The sequence below is a fragment of the Streptomyces sp. UC4497 genome, from assembly GCF_054871485.1.
The window spans coordinates 478533-497514 of the sequence record NZ_JBTYHB010000003.1 but is presented as its reverse complement, the minus strand read 5'-3'; the positions used below and the strand labels follow the sequence as shown (position 1 = coordinate 497514).

The window sequence follows — 18982 nt, the reverse complement described above, 5'->3', positions numbered from 1 at the left end:
GCGACGTCCGGTCGGGAGAAGGCGTACGCCTACCTCAAGGGGACGGTGCTCACCGACCCGGAGATGCAGGGCGAGTTCCTCTCCGAGCAGGAGATCGCCGACCGCATCGGCGTCTCCCGCACCCCCATCCGCGAGGCCCTGCTGCTGCTCGCCGCCGAGGATCTGGTCGAGATGGTGCCCCGGCGCGGCGCGCGCGTCTCCCGGCTGACCGGGCGGCAGATCACCGAGCTGATGGAACTGCGCGGCATGGTGGAACGGTACGCGGCGGAGCAGGTCATCAAGGCGGACCGGGTGCCGCTGGAGGAACTGGGCGAACTCCTTGAGCGGCAGCGCGGGTTGAGCGGACCCGACGACGCCAAGGAGTTCATCGCCATCGACCACCGCTTCCACGCGACGATCGTCCAGGCCGTGGGCAACGGCCTGCTGGACCGCCACTACGACGGGCTGCGCAGCCGCCAAGTGCGCGCGGGCGTCGTGGCGTTGTACAACCAGAGCGGACGGCAGAAGTCGGTCATCGACGAGCACAAGACGATCCTGGACGCGCTCGCCGCGGGCGACGCGGACGCGGTGGGCGCGGCGATCGACAGCCACTTGGAGTCGACGCTGAAGGTACTGCTGGCCGGGTGATCCGGGCCGACCCGGGGAGTTCTGGGCCGACCCGGGTGTCCCTGGGCCGGCCCGGCCATGTCACTTCGGGTAGGTGATCACCGCGTCGTCGCGCCCGAGCCTGCGGTTGGCCAGCACGGAGGTCTTCTCGCGCACCCGGTCGACCTCGGCGACGTCCAACTCCGCGACGATCAGGCCCGGTTCGGCGCCCAGGCTGTCCCGCACGGTGCCGTCCGGGCCGACCAGCATGCTGTGCCCGATGCCCGTCGGGGCCGTGCCCTTGACGTCGATGCCGCTCGCCGCCGGGTCCGCCTGGTCCACGGCGGCGACCCAGACCGTGGCGTCCAACGCCCGGGCCCGTACGAGGAGTTCCCACTGCTCGCGCTTGCCGGGGCCCGCGCCCCAGGAAGCGGGGAGCAGCGTGCCGACGGCGCCCGCGTCGGCGTGGGCCCGGAAGAGTTCGGGGAAGCGCACGTCGTAGCAGGTCGCGAGGCCGAGGCGGACGCCGTCGACATCGATGGTGACCACCCGCGTACCGGGCGCGACGTTGCGGGACTCCGCGAAGCCGAAGGCGTCGTAGAGGTGGATCTTGTCGTAGGTCTCCTCGACGCCCGGGCCCGTCGCGAGCAGGGTGTTGGTCACCCGCCCGTCGTCGGCCGGGGTGAACATCCCGGCGACGACGACGATGCCGGCCGCCTCGGCGATGGCCCGCAGCCGGTTCGCCCACGGGCCGTCGAGCGGCTCGGCGAGCGGGGCGAGGGGCGTGCCGAAGCAGGCCATCGCCGCTTCGGGGAGGACGACGACGCGGGCGCCCGCGTCGGCCGCGCGCCGCGCCTGCTCCTCGATGAGGTCGAGGTTCTTGGCCGGATCGGGCCCGGTGGTGAGCTGGCTCAGGGCGATCAGCATGAGGTGTCCCTCCTGGTGTGGCGGTAGGTGTGCGGTTCAGGCGGTCGCCTGCGCGACCAGCTCCGTGTCCTCGTCCGTGGCCGCCTCCGCGTCGCGGCCCAGCAGCAGTCCTGTGACGGTCACGGCCGCGGTGACGGCAACGTAGATCGCGAGCGGCACCCAGCTGTTGAACGAGCCGAGCAGCGCCGTGAACAGCAGTGGAGCGATCGCGCCGCCGATCAGACCGGCCAGCGTATACGCGAGCGAGGAGCCCGTGGAGCGCAGCCGCGGCGAGAACTGTTCGGCGACGAACGCGGCCTGCGGGCCGTACATCAGCGAGTGCAGGATCAGCGCGACGATCACACCGAGGACCAGCAGGCCCCACGAGCCGCCGTCGACCATGCCGAAGAAGACGAACGGCCACACACCGGCGCCGACGGCCGAACAGCCGTAAAGCAGGCGCCTGTTGACGCGGTCGGAGAGCGCGCCCGCGAGCGGGATCAGGACGATCTGCAGCGAGGAGCCGATGAGTACGGCGGTCAGCGCGGACCCCCGCGACATGTCCAGCTCGTCGGTGGCGTACGTCAGCACGAACACGGTGAACAGGGCGTACAGCACGTCCGGGGCGACGCGGGCGAGGATCGCCGCGATCAGGGCGCGCGGCTGCCGGGTGAGCACCTCGCGCACCGGCGCCTCGGGGCGGGTCTGCTCGGCCTCCATCGCCTTGAAGACCGGGGTCTCCTCCAGCTTCGCGCGGATCCACAGGCCGAATCCGACCAGGACGCCGGAGACCAGGAAGGCGACGCGCCAGCCCCAGGAGAGGAACTGGTCCTCGGTCAGCAGGGCGCCGAGCGCCGCCAGGACGCCGTTGGCGAGGAGGTTGCCCGCGGGCGGCCCGACCTGCGCGGCCGAGGCGAAGAAGCCGCGCTTCTTCGGGTCGCCGAACTCGCTGGAGAGCAGCACGGCGCCGCCCCACTCGCCGCCGACGCCCACGCCCTGCGCGAACCGCAGCACGACCAGCGCGATGGGGGCGGCGGCGCCGATGCTGCTGTGGGTGGGCAGCAGGCCGATCAGGAACGTGGCCGCGCCGATCAGTACGAGCGTCGCGATCAGCACCTTCTTGCGGCCGATCACATCGCCGAGTCGCCCGAAGACGATGCCGCCGAGCGGGCGCGAGACGTAGCCGACGGCGTACGTGGAGAAGGCCAGCAGGGTGCCGGTGAGCGGGTCCTCGGAGGGGAAGAACAGGTCGCCGAAGACGAGGGCCGACGCGGCGGAGTAGACCGCGAAGTCGTACCACTCCAGGGCGGTGCCGGTGAGGCTCGCGAAGAAGGCCCGGACGAGACCGGAGCGGTTCGGGGTGACGACCGGTGCGGCGGGCGCGCCGCGTGGGGAGTCTTGCAGCATTTCGGTCCTCGGTTCGGGGAGCTTCGACGGTCTGAGGGGGGACGTCGACGTTCGGGGGGACATCGACCTTCCGGCATACTTCTTGTATACAGGTCGTATGCGCAAGCCCCGAACGGGAAGTTAACCGCTTCGCAACCCTCCTACCTGCTCACCCCTGGAGATTTCCATGACGCTGCTCACGTTCGAACTGCCCGACGGCTCCACCCGCGACGTGGATGTCGTCCAGGTCCTCAACGCCGGATACGCCGGGCGCAGCCAGGACGATGTCGCCGCGCACGTCGCCGAGCTCGCCGAGCTCGGTGTGCCCGCGCCGACCACCACCCCGGCCCTGTACCCGATCTCCCCCTACCTCGCGCAGCAGACCGAGCGGGTCGCGGTGCAGCACGGGCGGACCTCGGGCGAGGCGGAGTGGGCGCTCGTCGTGGCGCGGGACGGCGAGCTGCTGCTCACGGCCGCGTGCGACCACACGGACCGCGAGCTCGAGGTGCACGGCGTGGCCTGGAGCAAGAACGCGAGCCCGGACGTCCTGGCCCGCCGCGCCTGGCGCCTCTCGGACGTCGAGGGCCGCCTGGACGACCTGACGCTGCGCGCCTGGGTCACGGTGCAGGGCGAGGAGTCCCTGATCCAGGACGGCTCCCTCGCGGAGCTGCTCACGCCGTCGTACTGGGCCGACGTGCTGCGCGAGCGCGGTGAGCTGCTCCCCGGCACGGTGCTTATCTCCGGCACCATCCCGATGGCGGAGGGCGTGGACCAGTTCGGCGAGGCCTGGCGGGTGGAGCTGTCCGACCCGTCGACCGGTGACACCATCACGCTGGCCTACGCGGTGACGCCGCTGCCGGTGCCGATCGGCTGAGCGGGCCGCGGAGAACGGGCGTGGGGTGCGACGCCCACGGCGTGCGCACCCGACGACAGAAACAGAAAGAACTCGGTCAGTAGATCGCCGCCGTCAGCGCGTCGAGCGCGCTGTGCTGGCGGGCCGCGTCGGCCTTGTCGAAGGGGCCGTTCCAGTGGAAACCGTAGAAGTCGCCGCTGCGGTCGAGGGTGTTGAGGGCGTCGGCCTGGCGGTCGATGAAGCCGGAGTACGGGTGGTCGGGAAGGGTGCGGTTCAGCGCACCGAGGCCGCGCATGAAGGCGCCCTTGAAGGACGGTCCGTCGGCGCCGCCGTCCGTGTCGTCGTCGTTCGGCTCGGAGAGGATCCCGTCGGGCGCGAGCAGCGGCGAGGCGGCGACCGCGTCCGCGATCTTGCGGCCCTTCGCGAGGACGGCGCTGGAGCCGGTGGCCTTGTGGAGCTCGACGAGGCCGCCCAGGATGACGCCCTGGTTGTACGTCCACGTGGTCGACTCGCCCGTGTTGACGCACGCGTCGTTGAGGCCGTCGTTGATGAGGTTGTCCTTGTTGATGAGCTTCTTCGACTGGAACCAGCCCCAGACGCTCTGCGCCCGCCCCAGGTACGTCGAGTCACCGTCGAGGCGGTTGTGGATGCCCGCGGAGAGGGTGATGAACAGTTCGTTGGTGATGCTGTTCTTGTACTTGTGCTCGTAGTTCCACCACACCCCACCGCCGCAGGTGTTGTCGTGGTGCTTCCACATGTGGTCGGCGTCGGCGATGGCGGTGTCCAGGTAGCGCTTCTCGCCGGTGAGGTCGTACGCCCGCAGCCAGGCCAGGCCCCACCAGCCGGTGTCGTCGAGGTACTCGTTGCGGAACCGGCCGTCCTTGGCGTCGACGTTCTTCTCGTAGATCCGGTCGGCGATCTTCTTGATGTCGTGGCCGCCCGTGTCGCCGGGGGCCTGCCAGAAGTCGAGGAGCGCCTGCAGGTCGTTCGCGTTGTTCCACCAGCCGGTGCTCTCGAAGGCGCCGGTGTCCTCGTTCCACCAGGTCATCAGGCCGTCCACGGCATCCACCGCGTCCTGGTGCCGGTCGGCGCGCGGGGCTGCGCCGGCGGGGCCCGCGGCCAGCAGGCTCAGGCCGAGGGTGGCGGCGGTCAGGAGGAGGGAGAGCCGTCTTGTACGGGTGCGCATCATGCGGTCCCTTCGGAGAGGCGGAGCCGACCGGCGTGCGCGGCCACCACCTCCCCGTATACGTTTGACATCGTTGTCAGAACGCGCCCGGATGGCGCCGCGCCCTGAGAACGAAACCAGGTGCCTTTTTCACCGTCAACCCTCGTGCACCACACGGAACTTGTGGGCAGGTGCAGGGCGCCCACGACGCGTGAGCGGCCGACGTGGGCCACCCGAGGCGGCGCTCTACGAATGGCCGTGTCCGTACGGAGGCCGCAGCATGGTCATGTCGTCGGTTTGCCCGGTGTGCCCTTCGAGAGGCGGCTCCGCCTGAAACGTCCTCCGAGGCCCGCACCCGCAGGGCACCGAGGGCGTTTAGGACCTCCGTCGAAAGGCACGCGTAGCCCATGAGTGACGACACAGCCAAAGCGACGACCACGGATGCCGGCGTTCCGGTCGAAAGCGATGAGCACTCGCTCACGGTCGGCGCCGGCGGACCGATCCTGCTGCAGGACTCGTATCTGATCGAGCAGATGGCGCAGTTCAACCGGGAACGGATCCCGGAGCGGCAGCCCCACGCCAAGGGCAGCGGCGCCTTCGGCCACTTCCAGGTCACCGCCGACGTCAGCCCCTACACGAAGGCCGCGGTGTTCCAGCCCGGTACCCGGACCGAGCTGGTGACCCGGTTCTCCACGGTCGCCGGCGAGCGCGGAAGCCCGGACACGTGGCGCGACCCCCGCGGTTTCGCGGTGAAGTTCTACACCACCGAGGGCAACTACGACATGGTGGGGAACAACACCCCGGTGTTCTTCGTGAAGGACCCGATGAAGTTTCAGCACTTCATCCGGTCCCAGAAGCGCCGCGCGGACAACAACCTCCGCGACCACGACATGCAGTGGGACTTCTGGACCCTCTCGCCCGAGTCCGCGCACCAGGTCACCTGGCTGATGGGCGACCGTGGCATCCCGCGCACCTGGCGCCACATGAACGGCTACACGTCCCACACCTACATGTGGATCAACGCCCAGGGCGAGCGGTTCTGGGTGAAGTACCACTTCAAGACCGACCAGGGCGTCGAGTGCTTCACCCAGCACGAGGCCGACCAGATGGCCGCGGCCGACACGGACTACCACACCCGTGATCTCTTCGAGCACATCCGCGACGGGGAGTACCCCAGCTGGACGCTGTACGTGCAGATCATGCCGTACGACGACGCGCCCACATACCGCTTCAACCCCTTCGACCTGACCAAGGTCTGGCCGCACGCCGACTACCCGCTGGTCGAGGTCGGCAAGATGACGCTCGACCGCAATCCGACGGACAACCACGCGGAGATCGAGCAGGCGGCCTTCCAGCCGAACAACCTGGTCCCGGGCATCGGCCCGAGCCCCGACCGGATGCTGCTGGCGAGGCTCTTCTCCTACGCCGACGCGCACCGTCACCGCATCGGCGGCAACTACCAGCAGCTGCCGGTCAACGCTCCCGTCGCGCCCGTACACACGTACTCCAAGGACGGGGCCATGGCGTACCGCAAGACCACGGACCCGGTCTACGCGCCGAACTCCAAGGGCGGCCCGGCGGCCGACACGGACCGCTACGGCACACCGCCCAGCTGGTACGCGGACGGCGACATCACCCGCGCCGCCTACGTCGACCACGCCGAGGACGACGACTGGGGCCAGCCGGGCACCATGGTGCGCGAGGTCCTCGACGACGCCGCGCGCGACCGCCTCGTGGACAACGTCGTCGGCCACCTGCTCAACGACGTGAGTGAGCCGGTGCTGCACCGTGCGTTCGAGTACTGGTCCAACATCGACCGGACCATCGGCGAACGCATCAAGCAAGGCGTGCAGGCGAAGGCCGGCGAGAAGGACCCCAAGGCGGCGGAGCAGGCCAACCCGGCGCGCAGCAGCATGCAGGACAAGGCCTGAGCGACCGAGGTCCTGACGCCCTGACGTACACCCCGGGCATGCGGGCGGTTCACGGCCACCACGACTACTGACGTGTGGCCGGAGTCCAGCCCTCATGCCCGGGGTGACGTGCGCGACGAGGACGAGGGCGGCTTCCTCCGTCGGGGTTCGATGGACCTGGCTGCGCGGTTGCGGGGAGCGCGTCGTAGCCTGCCGTCGTGACCGAGACGCTGAATCCCACTCCCGACGAAGCCTTCGCGATGCTGCTGGACGGCAACCGACGCTTCGTGACCGGCACCCCCGGACATCCCAACCAGGACGCCGCGCGCCGTACCGAGACCGCCCCCGGGCAGAACCCCTTCGCGGTGCTGTTCGGCTGCTCCGACTCCCGCCTCGCCGCCGAGATCATCTTCGACCAGGGGCTCGGGGACATGTTCGTGGTCCGCACGGCCGGCCACGTCGTCGGTTCGGAGGTGCTGGGCAGCATCGAGTACGGGGTGAGTGTGCTGGGCTGCCCGCTGGTCGTGGTCCTCGGCCATGACTCGTGCGGGGCGATCGCCGCCGCCAAGGACGCCGCCGACGGCGGCAGGGCACCCGCCGGTTTCGTGCGGGACGTCGTCGAGCGCGTGACGCCGAGCGTGCTCGCGGCCCGCGCCGCAGGCCGCGGCGCGGACGAGGAGATCCTGCACGAGCACATCCGGCACACCGTCGACCTGCTGCTCGACCGTTCCCGTGTGCTGTCCGAGCAGGTGGCCGCAGGCCGCCTCGCCGTGGTGGGCCTGTCCTACCGACTGGCCGACGGCACCGCGCAGCTGGTCGCCTCCCACGGCCTGAGCGAAACCGCCGACGCCGCACTCTGACCCCGCCCCATCGAAAGAAGCGCACCACAGTGAAGGACAACGCGCGGGTGCCGGCACCCGCCCGTGACATCGAGATCGACGCCGACACCGCCAAGGCGGTCGGCGTGCTGCGCGCCGGCGGGCTCGTCGCCGTCCCGACGGAGACGGTCTACGGCCTGGGCGCCGACGCCGAGAACCCGGCCGCCGTCGCCCGCATCTTCGAGACCAAGGGCCGCCCGCCCAACCACCCGCTGATCGTCCACATCGGCGGCGCCGAGCACCTGGACGACTGGGCCGAGGACGTGCCCGAGGCGGCTCGCCTGCTCGCGGAGCGCTTCTGGCCGGGGCCGCTCACGCTGGTCCTGCGGCGCAGTGGCCGGGTGCCTCACGAAACCACCGGCGGGCTGGAGACGGTGGGGCTGCGCGTGCCCGACCACCCTGTCGCACTGGAGCTGCTCAAGGCCTTCGGTGGCGGCATCGCGGCTCCGTCAGCCAACCGCTTCGGCTCGGTCAGCCCCACCACGGCCGACCACGTCCGCACCGAGCTCGGTGCCGGTGTCGACTTCGTGCTCGACGGCGGCCCCTGCGAGGTCGGCGTCGAGTCGACCATCGTCGACGCCACGAGCGAGTCGCTGAGCATTCTGCGGCCGGGCGGTGTGACGCGCGAGGCCCTCGAACGGGCGCTGGGGCGTCCCCTCGACGTCCCCGACACCAGCGAGGTGCGTGTGCCGGGCCAGCACCCGTCGCACTACGCGCCGAACGCGCGCGTCGTCCTCGTAGCCCCGGAGGAGCTCCTCGCCGAGACCAACCGCGCGCACGAACTCGGCCACCGGGTGGGCGTGTTCCTGCCGTCGGCCCTCGCGGACGCTCCGGAGCCGGTGAAGGCGCACGCCGTGGCCGCCGTCCCCGCGTCGCTGGACGCCTATGCGCGCGGCCTCTACGGCTACCTGCGCGAACTCGACGAGCAGGGCTGCGACCTCATCCTCGCGTCGCTGCCGGCGCAGGAGGGCCTCGGCCTCGCGATCGCCAACCGTCTGCGCCGGGCGGCCGGGCCCCGGCCCGCGTAACCAGCGGGCGGGGGCCCGAGGGCCCTTCTGACGGATCAGCGGGTGGCGAGGAGCTCCAGCGTGTCGATCACCCGGTTCGAGAAGCCCCATTCGTTGTCGTACCAGGCGACCACCTTGATGTGCCGGCCGTCGACGCGGGTGAGGGCCGAGTCGAAGATCGACGAGGCGGGGTTGCCCACGATGTCGGAGGACACGAGGGCGTCCTCCGAGTACTCGAGGACCCCGGCGAGCGGGCCGTCTGCCGCGGCGCGGTAGGCGGCCAGCACGTCGTCGCGCGTCACGTCGCGGGCGACGGTCGTGTTGAGTTCGACGATCGAGCCCACCGGTACGGGGACGCGGATCGAGTCACCCGACAGCCTGCCGTCGAGGTTCGGGAGGACCAGGCCGATCGCCTTGGCGGCGCCGGTCGTGGTCGGCACGATGTTGACCCCGGCGGCGCGGGCGCGGCGGGCGTCGCGGTGCGGGCCGTCCTGGAGGTTCTGCTCCTGCGTGTAGGCGTGCACCGTCGTCATGAACCCGTGCTCGATACCGGCGAGTTCGTCGAGAACCTTGGCCAGTGGCGCGAGCGCGTTGGTGGTGCACGAAGCGTTCGAGACGATGGTGTGCACGGCCGGGTCGTACGTGTCGGTGTTGACCCCGTACGCGAGGGTGACGTCGGCGCCGTCGGACGGGGCGCTGACGAGTACCTTCTTCGCGCCCGCGTCGAGGTGGGCGCGGGCGGCCTTGGCCGAGGTGAAGCGGCCGGTGGCCTCCAGGACGAGGTCGACGCCGAGTTCGGCCCACGGCAGCTGCGCCGGTTCGCGCTCGGCCGTCACCGTGATCCGCCGGCCGTCGACGACGAGGGTGTTCCCGTCGACGGTGACCGGACGCCCGAGCCGTCCCGCCGTGCTGTCGAAGGCGAGCAGCCGGGCGAGCGTGGCGGGCTCCGTCAGGTCGTTGACGGCGACGACCTCGAGGTCGCTGTCGCGCTCCAGCAGGGCGCGCAGCACATTGCGGCCGATGCGGCCGAATCCGTTGATGGCGATGCGAGTCATGAATGGTGTCCCTTCCGTTCCCCACCAGGCTCGCGCGGGGCTCGCGGCGCGGACAGTGGCGCGATCGCCAGGGTTCAAAAGGATCCCGCCACGCGGCGTCGAGCGGCCCCGGGACGCGTCAGCCGCCCGGCGTGAAGGTCCGCCGGTACTCGCTCGGTGTGGTGCCGAGGATGCGCTGGAAGTGCAGCCGCAGGTTCGCGCCGGTGCCGAGCCCGACGTCGGCGGCGATCTGTTCGACGCTGCGCTGCGAGCGCTCGAGCAGTTCGCGGGCCAGGTCGATACGGGCGCGCATCACCCACTGCATCGGGGTGTATCCGGTCTCGTCGACGAAGCGCCGGGAGAAGGTGCGCGGTGACACCCCGGCCTGCCGCGCCAGTGTGTCGAGGGTGAGCGGCTCGCCGAGCCGGTGCAGCGCCCATTCCCGGGTGGCGGCGAACCGCTCCCCGAGCGGCTCGGGAACGCTGCGCGGCACGTACTGGGCCTGGCCGCCGCTGCGGTAGGGCGCGGCGACCAGGCGGCGGGCGGCGTGGTTGGACGCGGCGACTCCGAGGTCGCCGCGCAGGATGTGCAGGCACAGGTCGATGCCGGAGGCGGCGCCGGCCGAGGTGAGCACCGGGCCCTCGTCGACGAACAGCACGTTCTCGTCGACCTGGATGAGCGGATACCTGGCCGCGAGGGCGCGCGTGTAGTGCCAGTGCGTCGTGGCGCGCCTGCCGTCGAGCAGTCCCGTGGCGGCGAGCGCGAAGGCGCCGGTCGAGATGGCGGCGAGCCGGGCGCCCCGCTCGTGGGCGGCGAGCAGCGCGTCGACGACGGCCCGCGGCGGGTCCTCCCGGTCCGGGAACCGGTAGCCGGGGACGAAGACGATGTCGGCCCAGGCGAGGGCTTCGAGCCCGTGCGCCACGGAGTACGCGAGACCGTCGCCGCCGGTCACGAGCCCGGGCTCGGCCCCGCACACCCGCACCTCGTACGGCATGCTCGCGCGGGTCGTGAACACCTGCGCGGGGATGCCGACATCGAGCGGTTTGGCTCCCTCGAGCACGAGGACGGCGACATGGTGGGGGCGAGAGGCTGACACATCTGACACAGGAGGAGGTTACGCGGGGGTCGACCGCGTACCACCTGAATGCAGGGGCAATTTCACGTGCACGGCATTTCCGGGCGCAGGCCGTCCGGCTGTCATACGCTTTCCCGCACTCGGCCCGGACGCGGCGCCATATGCCACCGTCCGCTCAGGACCGTCTGTTCGCGCCAATAGGCCCGTCCACCATATGCCGTAGGCATGTCCAACAAGCAACCTTGGCCGCCTTCCGCCGGTTCTGATGCCAGGACCGTGCGCTCGGTGCTTCCATGGAACACTCAACGCACCTCAAGCGGGTAGGCCGAGGAGCAACAACCATGAGCACGCCGACCTCACCCCTCTTCGACATCAACGTCGTCGACGCCGGAGATCTTGTCCTGCTCCGCGCGCGCGGGGAACTCGACCTGAATACCGCGCCCGGCCTCGACCGGGTGCTGATCCCGTTGCATCCACGCCGCTGCGAACTCGACTTCGCCGACGTGCCGTTCACCGACTCGACCGGGATCAACCTCCTCGTGCGCCATCAACAGCTGGCCGCGGACGCGGGAGGCAGCCTGCGCCTGATCGCCGTGAGCGGCCCCGTCCGCCGGGTCCTCGACATCTCCGGCACCGCCTGCCTCCTCCTCGCCTCCCCCGAACCACCCCCACAGGAGGCCACCGACTCCTGATCCGGACGACCGAACTACGGTTTCGCCACGGTCGAGTTGCCCGGGGTGGCGCGGCGTACGAATTCGTCGGCTTCCGCCGAGGTGATCTCGACGTGCTCGTCGTCGTTGTGGCCGAGTTCGTGGCGCCGCAGGTACTCCGTCGCCTCCCAGCGCAGGTTCCGGGTGAAGGCCTCGTCGCGCACGACGGCCTCGGCCCGACGGCGGCGTACGACACCTGCCGGGTTGCTGCGCGAAAACCCGTTCCCGACGCGCGCGTAGTACGTCGTCGTGTCCGCAGGGGAGTTCAGCACCTCCACCGTCGCTCCCCGCCCCGCCAGCCACAACTCAAGGGCGAGGCCCGCCAGTTCATGTCGTCCGTCCTGGTCCGCGACGCATGCGGGCCCGTAGATGCTGCCGTGCAGGCCCTCGAGCCGGGTGCGCTCGTCGAGGACCACGCGGAAACTCGTCCGGGACAGGCCGGCCCCTCGCAGGTCGGCACCCTCCAGCAGAGTGCCGCCCAGCAGCGAGGCGCCGTCCAGGCGCGCGCCCGCAAAGCACGCCCGTCGGGCGTCGACCGCGTACAGGTCCGCGGAACCCAGATCGGCCTGCGTCAGGTCCGCATCGCGCAGCACCGTCTCGGTCAGCTCAGCCTTGACCAGACTGGCGCCGGTCAGCACCGCTCCGCTGAAGTCCGACCACCCGAGGTTCGCCCGATACAGGTCTGCTTCCTTCAGTACGACGCCCCGAGCCGTCGCCGGGCAGAACAGCGCGCTGCCGAGGTCGGCGCCGGAAAGGTCTGCTCCCGTCAGGTCCAGGTACGTTGCGTCCAGGGCGACGTCCTGTTCGGCGGCCTCCCACTGGGCAAGGACCGCGGCGGCCTCGGCGTCGGCCGGCGCTGCACGCATGTGCCGCCCGGCGTGGCCAGGTGGCTCGGAAGGGGCCCGTTCAGCATCCGTCACTCCCTGACTGTACAAACGGGCCCCGCCGGTGGGAGCGCCGAGCGGGGCCTCACGCGGTCTCCTCGGAGCGGCGCACCCTGTAGCGCAGGTGCGTGACGTCCCGGTCGTCGAGGCGGCGGGCGAAGTCGAGTTCGATGTGGTCGGCACCGAGGTGGTCGAACAGGCGTCGGCCGTCCCCGAGGAGGACCGGGACCAGGTGGATCTCCATCTCGTCGATGTGGCCGGCCCGCAGGAGCGCCTGGGCCGCGCCCGCCCCGTGGACCATGACCGGCCGGTCCCCGGCGGCCGCGCGCGCCTGCCGGGCGCAGTCCTCGACGTCGGTGACGAATCGCGCGTGGCCGGGCGGCACGTCCCCGTCGTCCACGTGATGGGTGAGGACGAAGATCGGCACCCCGTCGTGGTGGTCGCCCTTCCAGCGTCCGGCGAGTTCGAAGGTACGACGGCCGGAGATCACCGCGCCGGTCGCCAGGGCCTCGCGGTAGACCTGTCCGCTGGGGCCGTCGGATTCCCTGTCGTCGAGCCAGTTGAAGAGGCGTCCGCCGTCGCGGCCGAGCTCCTGGCCCGGTCGATCGTCCGGACCGGCGATGAAGCCGTCGAGCGACATCGACATGTACAGCCGAATCGGGTTGCGCATGACCGCCTCCCTCTCTCTCCTAGATGGCACGGAAGGGCTCCGTTGTCACAGTGGAAGACCCCAGGCAGCGGGCAAACTCATCGACCTGGCGAGGCGTACGTCGAGGTCGGTTCATCCCGGCTCCGGCCAGAAACACCCCTGTGGTCGGGACTGTCACAGAAATGTCTTGTGTTCATGACATACGCCGAAGGGTCGCGGGCCGCATGCCACGATCGCTCGGACCTTCCGTACCCGACGACGAACCGGGCCCACGCCGAACGCCGTTCGGGCCCTCGTCCCAAGGAGCGTGTATGTCCGCGATACCGGTCAGCGACGTCGATCTCTACACGCCCGGTGCGCGGGCCGACCCGTACTCGATCTACAAGGAGTTACGAGCGCTCGGACCGGTGGTGCACCTGTCGCGCTACGACCTCTACGCCCTCCCCCGCTACCAGGACGTGCGCGCGGCGCTCATGGACTGGCGGACGTTCTCCTCGGCCCGCGGGGTGTTCGTCGATCCGGACATGAACGCGCAGCTCGAGGGGATCACGCTGTGCAGCGATCCGCCAGAACACACCGCGATGCGTGCGGTGTTGGGCCGTCCGCTGCGCCAGGACCGGATGCGCAACGTCACCCCCACCATCGAGGCGGAGGCCGAGCGGATCGTCGCGGAGCTGGTCGCGCGGGGCCGGTTCGACGCCGCGACGGAGCTGGCCGAGCATCTGCCCATGGCCGTCGTCTCCGACCTCGTCGGCCTGCCCGACCGGGGGCGCGACAAGATGCTGGAGTGGGCCGCGGCCATGTGGGACATGCAGGGGCCGGCCAACGAGCGCTTCACGAAGGCGGCGCCCGTGGTCGAGGAGTTCATGGACTACGTCGCCCACGAGGCGGTCTCCGGGCGCATCGACCCCGACGGCTGGGCCGCCCACCTCCACCAGGCGGCCGACCGTGGGGAGTTGCCGCGCGAGAAGTGCCCGGCGCTGATGCTCGACTACGTCACGCCGAGCCTCGACACGACGATCCTCGCGATCACGAACGCGATCGCGCTCTTCGCCCAACACCCGGACCAGTGGGACCTGTTGCGGGCCGACCGCTCCCTGATCCCCCACGCCATCAATGAGTCGCTGCGGCTTGAGACCCCGGTCCCCCAGTTCAGCCGCGTCCTCACCGAGGACCACGAGATCGACGGGGTCCCTCTCCCCGCGGGCAGCCGGGTGGCCCTCCTCTACGGCTCCGCGAACCGCGACGAGCGCCACTATCCGGACCCGGAACGCTTCGACATCACCCGCCGCCCCTCGGACCACCTGGCCTTCGGCCGCGGCGAACACGTCTGCGTCGGCATGCACCTGGCCCGCGTGGAGATGGGCACGCTCCTGGACCGCCTTGCCGACCGGGTGCGCCGCTTCGAGACCGTGTCCTCGACGCCGCTGCTCAACAACGGGCTGCGTGGGCTGGAACATCTGGAGGTCACGGTCAGCATCTAACCGGCGGGGGCCCGGACGGGCGGGGCGTGCGACGCTCAACCGCCCGCCCCGGATGCTCTTCACCGGACCGCGGGCTCCCTCACGTCGGACGCCTCCGTACGGAAGCACACCGCGAGGAGCAGCCAGGTCAGTAGTCCGAAGACGAGCGCGCCGCTGGCACCGAAGTTCGGAAACTGCTCGTCGATGTTCGTTGTGATCACGTACGACGTCACGAGCCAGCCGAGCGCCCAGGCAGGCGGGTTCGCAACGGCCCACCAGAACGCCCCAGTGTTGCCGCGTCGCGCAAGCACCAGCGCCTGCGACACCCCTACGCAGAGGCCGGTCACAGCGCCGATGACGACGACATCTCCTCGACCGGTCCCGTAATCGGCCAGGGCCGCTCCGGCGGCCAGGCCCGTGGCCATGCCCGCGCTCGTCGCCGCGATCCAGAGCCACGGGACCCACTGCCGCAAGGCGAACCACTCCGCCGCCCCGATGATCGCCCCCGCGATGAGCCCGGCAACGAGCGCACTCCCCACGGAATCGACTCCGTCGACGACAAGATCTGCGACAAGCCCGCCGATCGGGAAGCCGACCAGAATCGCCACCGGCCAGAGCCATGTTCGACGCGCGGTACCTGCCCAGTCGCCTTGTGTCTCCATGACCGTGCCTCCCCTGCGAGTTGCCGGGGGCCAGGCCGGCCCGAGGCCGGTGGCTGGTCTCCCAGATGGCGCGCTCGGTCACAAGTGGCCAAGCCCCACACTCCTCCTCCAACGGCATGCAGAACGAGGGAGGCCCGCGCATTTCCTCTACGCCAGGGACTCGGATGCCCGGTCCGTGGTGATGTCCGCGAGGCGTTGCGCGGTGTTGAAGTGAGGGGTGAGGCGGGTCTTCGTCATCGCGAAGGAGATGCCGGTGGCCGGGTCGGCGTAGACATAGCTGCCGCCTCCGCCGATCCAGCCGAACGTGGTGGACGCTTCGGCCTGTTGGGCGCCGATGCGGCCGAGCGGGTAGCCCAGGCACAGTCGGGCGGGGTTGCCGAAGACCTGGTCGGTGCCCTCGAAGGCGACGGCCGTCAGCTCCTCCAACTGGTCCGGGCCGATGAGCCGACCGTCGAGCACCGCCGCGTTCATGGCCGCGACGCCCCGCGCGGTGAAGGTGCCGACCGACGGGATGTCCGCGAGCAGGATGTCGTGGCTGTTGCCCATGGCCGCGCTCGGTCGCATTTCCCAGGGCGCGAGAACGGCATCGTCGTCGGGTGCGGCGGCCGGTGGCGGCGTGGCGTCATCGAGTCGCGCCAAGCGGGTCAGGTCGGCGCGGGGCACTCCGAAATACAGCTCGCCGTCGAGGCCCAGGGGCACGGCGATCCACTCGCGCAGGAGCTGCCGCATCGGTTTGCCGGTGGCCCGGCGTGCGACCTCGCCGACCAGGAAGCCGAAGGTGAACGAGTGGTAGCCGGTCCTGGCCCCGGGCCGCCAAAGGGGTTCTGCGTCGGCCAGAGCGCCGCAGACCCGCGGCCAGTCGGCGAGGTCGGCGGGGCCGATGTCGCGTGGCATGGCCGGCACACCGACCGAGTGCGTCAGCACATGCCGAAGCGTCGCGGCCTCCTTGCCGTGGGCACCGAACTCCGGCCACAGGTCGATCAGCGGTGTGTCGTATCCGACCGCTCCGGTCCTGACGAGCAGGTGAGCGATCAGCGACGTCATGACCTTGCCCGCGGAGAAGCTGAAGAACGGGGTCCGCGCGGTCACCCTGCACCCATTCCGGGAGTCGGCGACCCCGGCGACGGCGTCGGCGACGAGCACGCCGTGCCGGAAGACGGCGATCTGAAGGCCGGTCTCGGCTCCCGTCCCGACGAGCTCGTCGACGGCGCTCTGGATCTCTTGCCGCAGCGGGGGCACGGTCGTCATCCCAACAGGACATCTGGTTCGCGGTCCACGATGTTGCGTCCCCCGATCCGGCGCGTTCGGCCTTGGGTACCGTCCTTCATGATGACCCGGGTTCACCGGGAAACTCATCGGTCGGCGCAGCCGGCCGAACGCGTCGCGGGGCCGGGGGAATTCAGTCCTTGTCGACGTGCTCGTTCAGGACCTTGCCGTTGGCCGCGTCGATGTCGAACGACGTCTTGTCCCAGGTGGCAGGCGTGACCACGTCGACCGACCAGACCGTGGACCCGCTGTCGTCGTCATCGAGGGCGACGGAGGTGACCTTGCCCTTCTTCCGGTCGATGGCCGTATCGGCGGCCTTCATTGCCGTGATCTTGGCCGCGGCGAGCTTGTCGGAGTTCTCCTTCTTGTCGTCCGCGTCCTGGTCCTTGTCCGTCGTGGAGCCGCTCACCTTGCCGGTGACGGCGTCGACGCGTACGTCGGTGCTTGTGCCGTCGGACGCGGCGACCTCGGCCTCCCACTCCGGGTTGCCCTGGTTGTCGTCGCCGAGCTCGATGTCCAGGAGCTTGCTGCCGGAGACTTCCTTCTCGGCGGTGCGTGCCGCCTTCTCCCAGTCGACCTTCGTCGCGGAGAGCAGCTTCTTGCGCTCGGCCTGGTCCTCGTTCAGCCGGCCGGTCGGGGTCGCGTCGCTGGCCTGATCCTGCTGGGAGGCGCTCTCGCTCTCCTTGGCGCCCGAGGAGGTGTCGTCCCCGTCGTCCGACGAGCAGGCGCTCAGCAGGGAGAGCGATGCGGCCACGGCGCACACGACGCCGACGGCACGCCCTCGCGCGCTTCGGTTGCTCCGCTTCACGGGTACAGAGTGCATGGCTGGGCCTTTCGTGCCGTGGGCCGGGGAGATCCGCGCCGCTCCCGCGCCCAGGTCACCCCGTGCGCCCGCCGCCCTCACGGCGACTCCGCAAACGGGCACGAAGCGGACGCCCGCCGATCGTCCCAGCACCGCCGGGGCTCGGCATCCCGACGCCCCGCGCACGGCCTCGACCCTGGTAGACGCCGCGGCCCGCCGCACGGCCTCCCGCCCGCCCCGCACGCACACAGGAGCCGAGAGGCCGATTGACCCGATCGGCCGTCAGCCCTTCTTCAGCTCCTCGGCGAACATCACGATGATGCCGCTGGGGCCGCGGACGTAGGTGAGCTTGTAGATGTCCTCATAGGTGCCCACGCCGCGGAGCGGGTGGCACCCGTGCTTGGCGGCCGTCTCGAGGGCCTCGTCGATGTTGTCGACCGAGAAGGCGACACGGTGCATACCGATCTCGTTGGGAAGGGTCGGCTCCGTCTCGATCGCGTCCGGGTGGATGTACTCGAAGAGCTCCAGGCGGCCCTGCCCGTCCGGCGTCTGGAGCATCGCGATCTTGGCGTGATTGCCATCAAGGCCGACGGCGGTATCGGTCCACTCCCCACTGACCGTGTCACGGCCGAGGACCGTGAGGCCGAGGTCGGTGAAGAAGGAGATCGTTGCTTCGAGGTCGCGAACAGCGATGGCGACGTTCTCAAGTTTGATGGCCATGCGCTGCATGCTACGAGCCGGGCCGCCCGCTGGGCGTGCGTTTCGACCTCGTGGTGCTCGTGGTGCTCGTGTTCGCGGGTCGTGTGCGGTCAGCCCTCCGGCCGCAGCAGCCCGCGCTCGTACGCCTTCACCAGCCGCTGCGGCACCAGGTACGGGACGCCGTCGACCGTGACCGGGGCGAGCTGGGGCGTGGTCGCCTTCCACTGGGCGCGGCGGTGGCGGGTGTTGCTGCGGGACATCTTCCGCTTGGGAACGGCCATCGGATCCTCCAGGGGGCGGTGGGCGGGAAGGGGGCGCGGCGAGGCGCGACACGGGGACGCTACATGAAAATGGATCCCATTACCAAGTTGGGGAGGGGGTGTGAGGCCGTCGCGCGCGGGGGCGAATTGCGTTAAGAGGCCATCAAGCCGCTGGTGGCAGGCCATACTTGAGGGCACGGGGGCGGGATGGCCTCTCGGTGACTCGGGGCAGGGAGGCGGCGTCCGGTGAGCAGCGTCACGACGGGATTGCAGAAGATCGAGGTCAGGCTTCGCTGGGACCCGAGCCCCGTCGGGGAGTCACCGCGCCATCTCGACATCGTCGCCGCGACGTATTCCGAGGACGCCATCGACGGAGAACCCGCGTACGTCGTCCACTACGACAGCCGCTCCCCCGACGGCACCATCAACATGATCCGGGACAGCAAGACCGGGATGGGTTTCGGCTTCGTCGAGGTCATGACTCTCGAACTCGACCGACTGGCGTCCTCCTACGCGCGAGTGGTGGTCGGAGTGGTGATCCATCAGGACGTCGACCCGCGCACCTTCTCCGACATCGAGAACGCCGGGGTCGTGGTCGTGGAGAAGTACACGGAGCTTCTGGAGACCGATTTCACGCCGGTCGCCGGGGCCACCGCCGCGACGATCGTCGAATTCCGGCGGAATGACTCCGGGGCGTGGAAACTCCACGAACTGATCCAGGGCTTCGACTGCGACGCGAGCGCGTTCCCGGCCGAAATGGGCAGCGCCCGGCAGGGTTGAGCCGCACC

At 70.5% G+C, this 18982-nt stretch carries 19 protein-coding genes and 1 pseudogene; 8 read left to right on the top strand and 12 right to left on the bottom strand.

Annotated features, from left to right (window positions below; translation table 11 throughout):
• The coding region (locus tag ACYSUO_RS07210; protein WP_461775163.1) for a GntR family transcriptional regulator at window positions 1-627 on the top strand (627 nt) is incomplete at its 5' end.
• A gap of 60 nt (window positions 628-687) precedes the next feature.
• On the opposite strand, the gene ACYSUO_RS07205 is transcribed toward ACYSUO_RS07210, so the two are convergent.
• Complete coding sequence (locus ACYSUO_RS07205) at window positions 688-1512, bottom strand: carbon-nitrogen hydrolase family protein (RefSeq protein WP_461775162.1); 825 nt, start codon at window positions 1510-1512, stop codon at window positions 688-690.
• 36 nt (window positions 1513-1548) lie between these two features.
• The gene (locus tag ACYSUO_RS07200; RefSeq protein WP_461775161.1) at window positions 1549-2898 is read right to left on the bottom strand and encodes an MFS transporter; all 1350 of its coding nucleotides are present in this window, start codon (window positions 2896-2898) and stop codon (window positions 1549-1551) included.
• A gap of 166 nt (window positions 2899-3064) precedes the next feature.
• Here ACYSUO_RS07200 and ACYSUO_RS07195 point away from each other — a divergent pair, with 166 nt between their 5' ends.
• Entirely contained in the window at window positions 3065-3751 is a 687-nt protein-coding gene (locus ACYSUO_RS07195; protein ID WP_461775160.1) for a DUF2848 domain-containing protein, read from the top strand.
• A gap of 76 nt (window positions 3752-3827) precedes the next feature.
• Here the strand turns inward: ACYSUO_RS07195 and ACYSUO_RS07190 are convergent, their stop codons facing one another.
• On the bottom strand, window positions 3828-4916 hold the full coding sequence (locus ACYSUO_RS07190; protein ID WP_461775159.1) for a glycoside hydrolase family 76 protein: 1089 nt from the start codon (window positions 4914-4916) through the stop codon (window positions 3828-3830).
• Window positions 4917-5302: 386 nt separating this feature from the next.
• Between ACYSUO_RS07190 and ACYSUO_RS07185 the strand changes: the two genes are divergently transcribed.
• The 3 genes from ACYSUO_RS07185 (at window position 5303) to ACYSUO_RS07175 (ending at window position 8711) form a co-directional block, all read left to right on the top strand.
• The gene (locus tag ACYSUO_RS07185) at window positions 5303-6826 is read left to right on the top strand and encodes a catalase (protein ID WP_461775158.1); all 1524 of its coding nucleotides are present in this window, start codon (window positions 5303-5305) and stop codon (window positions 6824-6826) included.
• A gap of 197 nt (window positions 6827-7023) precedes the next feature.
• Window positions 7024-7665: a carbonic anhydrase gene (locus ACYSUO_RS07180; RefSeq protein WP_461775157.1), complete on the top strand. Its 642-nt coding sequence runs from the start codon at window positions 7024-7026 to the stop codon at window positions 7663-7665.
• 68 nt (window positions 7666-7733) lie between these two features.
• On the top strand, window positions 7734-8711 hold the full coding sequence (locus ACYSUO_RS07175) for an L-threonylcarbamoyladenylate synthase (protein ID WP_461775178.1): 978 nt from the start codon (window positions 7734-7736) through the stop codon (window positions 8709-8711).
• 35 nt (window positions 8712-8746) lie between these two features.
• On the opposite strand, the gene gap is transcribed toward ACYSUO_RS07175, so the two are convergent.
• Complete coding sequence (gene gap / locus ACYSUO_RS07170; protein WP_461775156.1) at window positions 8747-9745, bottom strand: type I glyceraldehyde-3-phosphate dehydrogenase; 999 nt, start codon at window positions 9743-9745, stop codon at window positions 8747-8749.
• Window positions 9746-9863: 118 nt separating this feature from the next.
• Complete coding sequence (locus tag ACYSUO_RS07165) at window positions 9864-10820, bottom strand: GlxA family transcriptional regulator (protein ID WP_461775177.1); 957 nt, start codon at window positions 10818-10820, stop codon at window positions 9864-9866.
• 320 nt (window positions 10821-11140) lie between these two features.
• Between ACYSUO_RS07165 and ACYSUO_RS07160 the strand changes: the two genes are divergently transcribed.
• The gene (locus ACYSUO_RS07160) at window positions 11141-11491 is read left to right on the top strand and encodes an STAS domain-containing protein (protein ID WP_461775155.1); all 351 of its coding nucleotides are present in this window, start codon (window positions 11141-11143) and stop codon (window positions 11489-11491) included.
• 14 nt (window positions 11492-11505) lie between these two features.
• On the opposite strand, the gene ACYSUO_RS07155 is transcribed toward ACYSUO_RS07160, so the two are convergent.
• Together ACYSUO_RS07155 and ACYSUO_RS07150 are read right to left on the bottom strand one after the other, a co-directional pair.
• On the bottom strand, window positions 11506-12375 hold the full coding sequence (locus ACYSUO_RS07155) for a pentapeptide repeat-containing protein (RefSeq protein ID WP_461775154.1): 870 nt from the start codon (window positions 12373-12375) through the stop codon (window positions 11506-11508).
• 103 nt (window positions 12376-12478) lie between these two features.
• On the bottom strand, window positions 12479-13063 hold the full coding sequence (locus ACYSUO_RS07150; RefSeq protein WP_461775153.1) for a dihydrofolate reductase family protein: 585 nt from the start codon (window positions 13061-13063) through the stop codon (window positions 12479-12481).
• A gap of 290 nt (window positions 13064-13353) precedes the next feature.
• Between ACYSUO_RS07150 and ACYSUO_RS07145 the strand changes: the two genes are divergently transcribed.
• Window positions 13354-14526, top strand: a complete 1173-nt coding sequence (locus tag ACYSUO_RS07145; RefSeq protein ID WP_461775152.1) for a cytochrome P450 — start codon at window positions 13354-13356, stop codon at window positions 14524-14526.
• Window positions 14527-14585: 59 nt separating this feature from the next.
• On the opposite strand, the gene ACYSUO_RS07140 is transcribed toward ACYSUO_RS07145, so the two are convergent.
• The 5 genes from ACYSUO_RS07140 to rpmF form a co-directional block, all read right to left on the bottom strand.
• Window positions 14586-15167, bottom strand: a complete 582-nt coding sequence (locus tag ACYSUO_RS07140) for a hypothetical protein (RefSeq protein WP_461775151.1) — start codon at window positions 15165-15167, stop codon at window positions 14586-14588.
• Window positions 15168-15314: 147 nt separating this feature from the next.
• Window positions 15315-16415: a serine hydrolase domain-containing protein gene (locus tag ACYSUO_RS07135; protein ID WP_461775150.1), complete on the bottom strand. Its 1101-nt coding sequence runs from the start codon at window positions 16413-16415 to the stop codon at window positions 15315-15317.
• Between the two features lie 151 nt (window positions 16416-16566).
• The gene (locus ACYSUO_RS07130; protein WP_461775149.1) at window positions 16567-17241 is read right to left on the bottom strand and encodes a PepSY domain-containing protein; all 675 of its coding nucleotides are present in this window, start codon (window positions 17239-17241) and stop codon (window positions 16567-16569) included.
• A 276-nt stretch (window positions 17242-17517) separates the two neighbouring features.
• Window positions 17518-17955, bottom strand: a complete 438-nt coding sequence (locus ACYSUO_RS07125) for a VOC family protein (protein WP_461775148.1) — start codon at window positions 17953-17955, stop codon at window positions 17518-17520.
• An 89-nt stretch (window positions 17956-18044) separates the two neighbouring features.
• Window positions 18045-18215: a 50S ribosomal protein L32 gene (gene rpmF, locus ACYSUO_RS07120; protein WP_389269350.1), complete on the bottom strand. Its 171-nt coding sequence runs from the start codon at window positions 18213-18215 to the stop codon at window positions 18045-18047.
• 219 nt (window positions 18216-18434) lie between these two features.
• Between rpmF and ACYSUO_RS07115 the strand changes: the two are divergent.
• A pseudogene (locus tag ACYSUO_RS07115) lies at window positions 18435-18974 on the top strand (TerD family protein); the annotation flags it as partial.
• Window positions 18975-18982 lie beyond the last annotated feature (8 nt).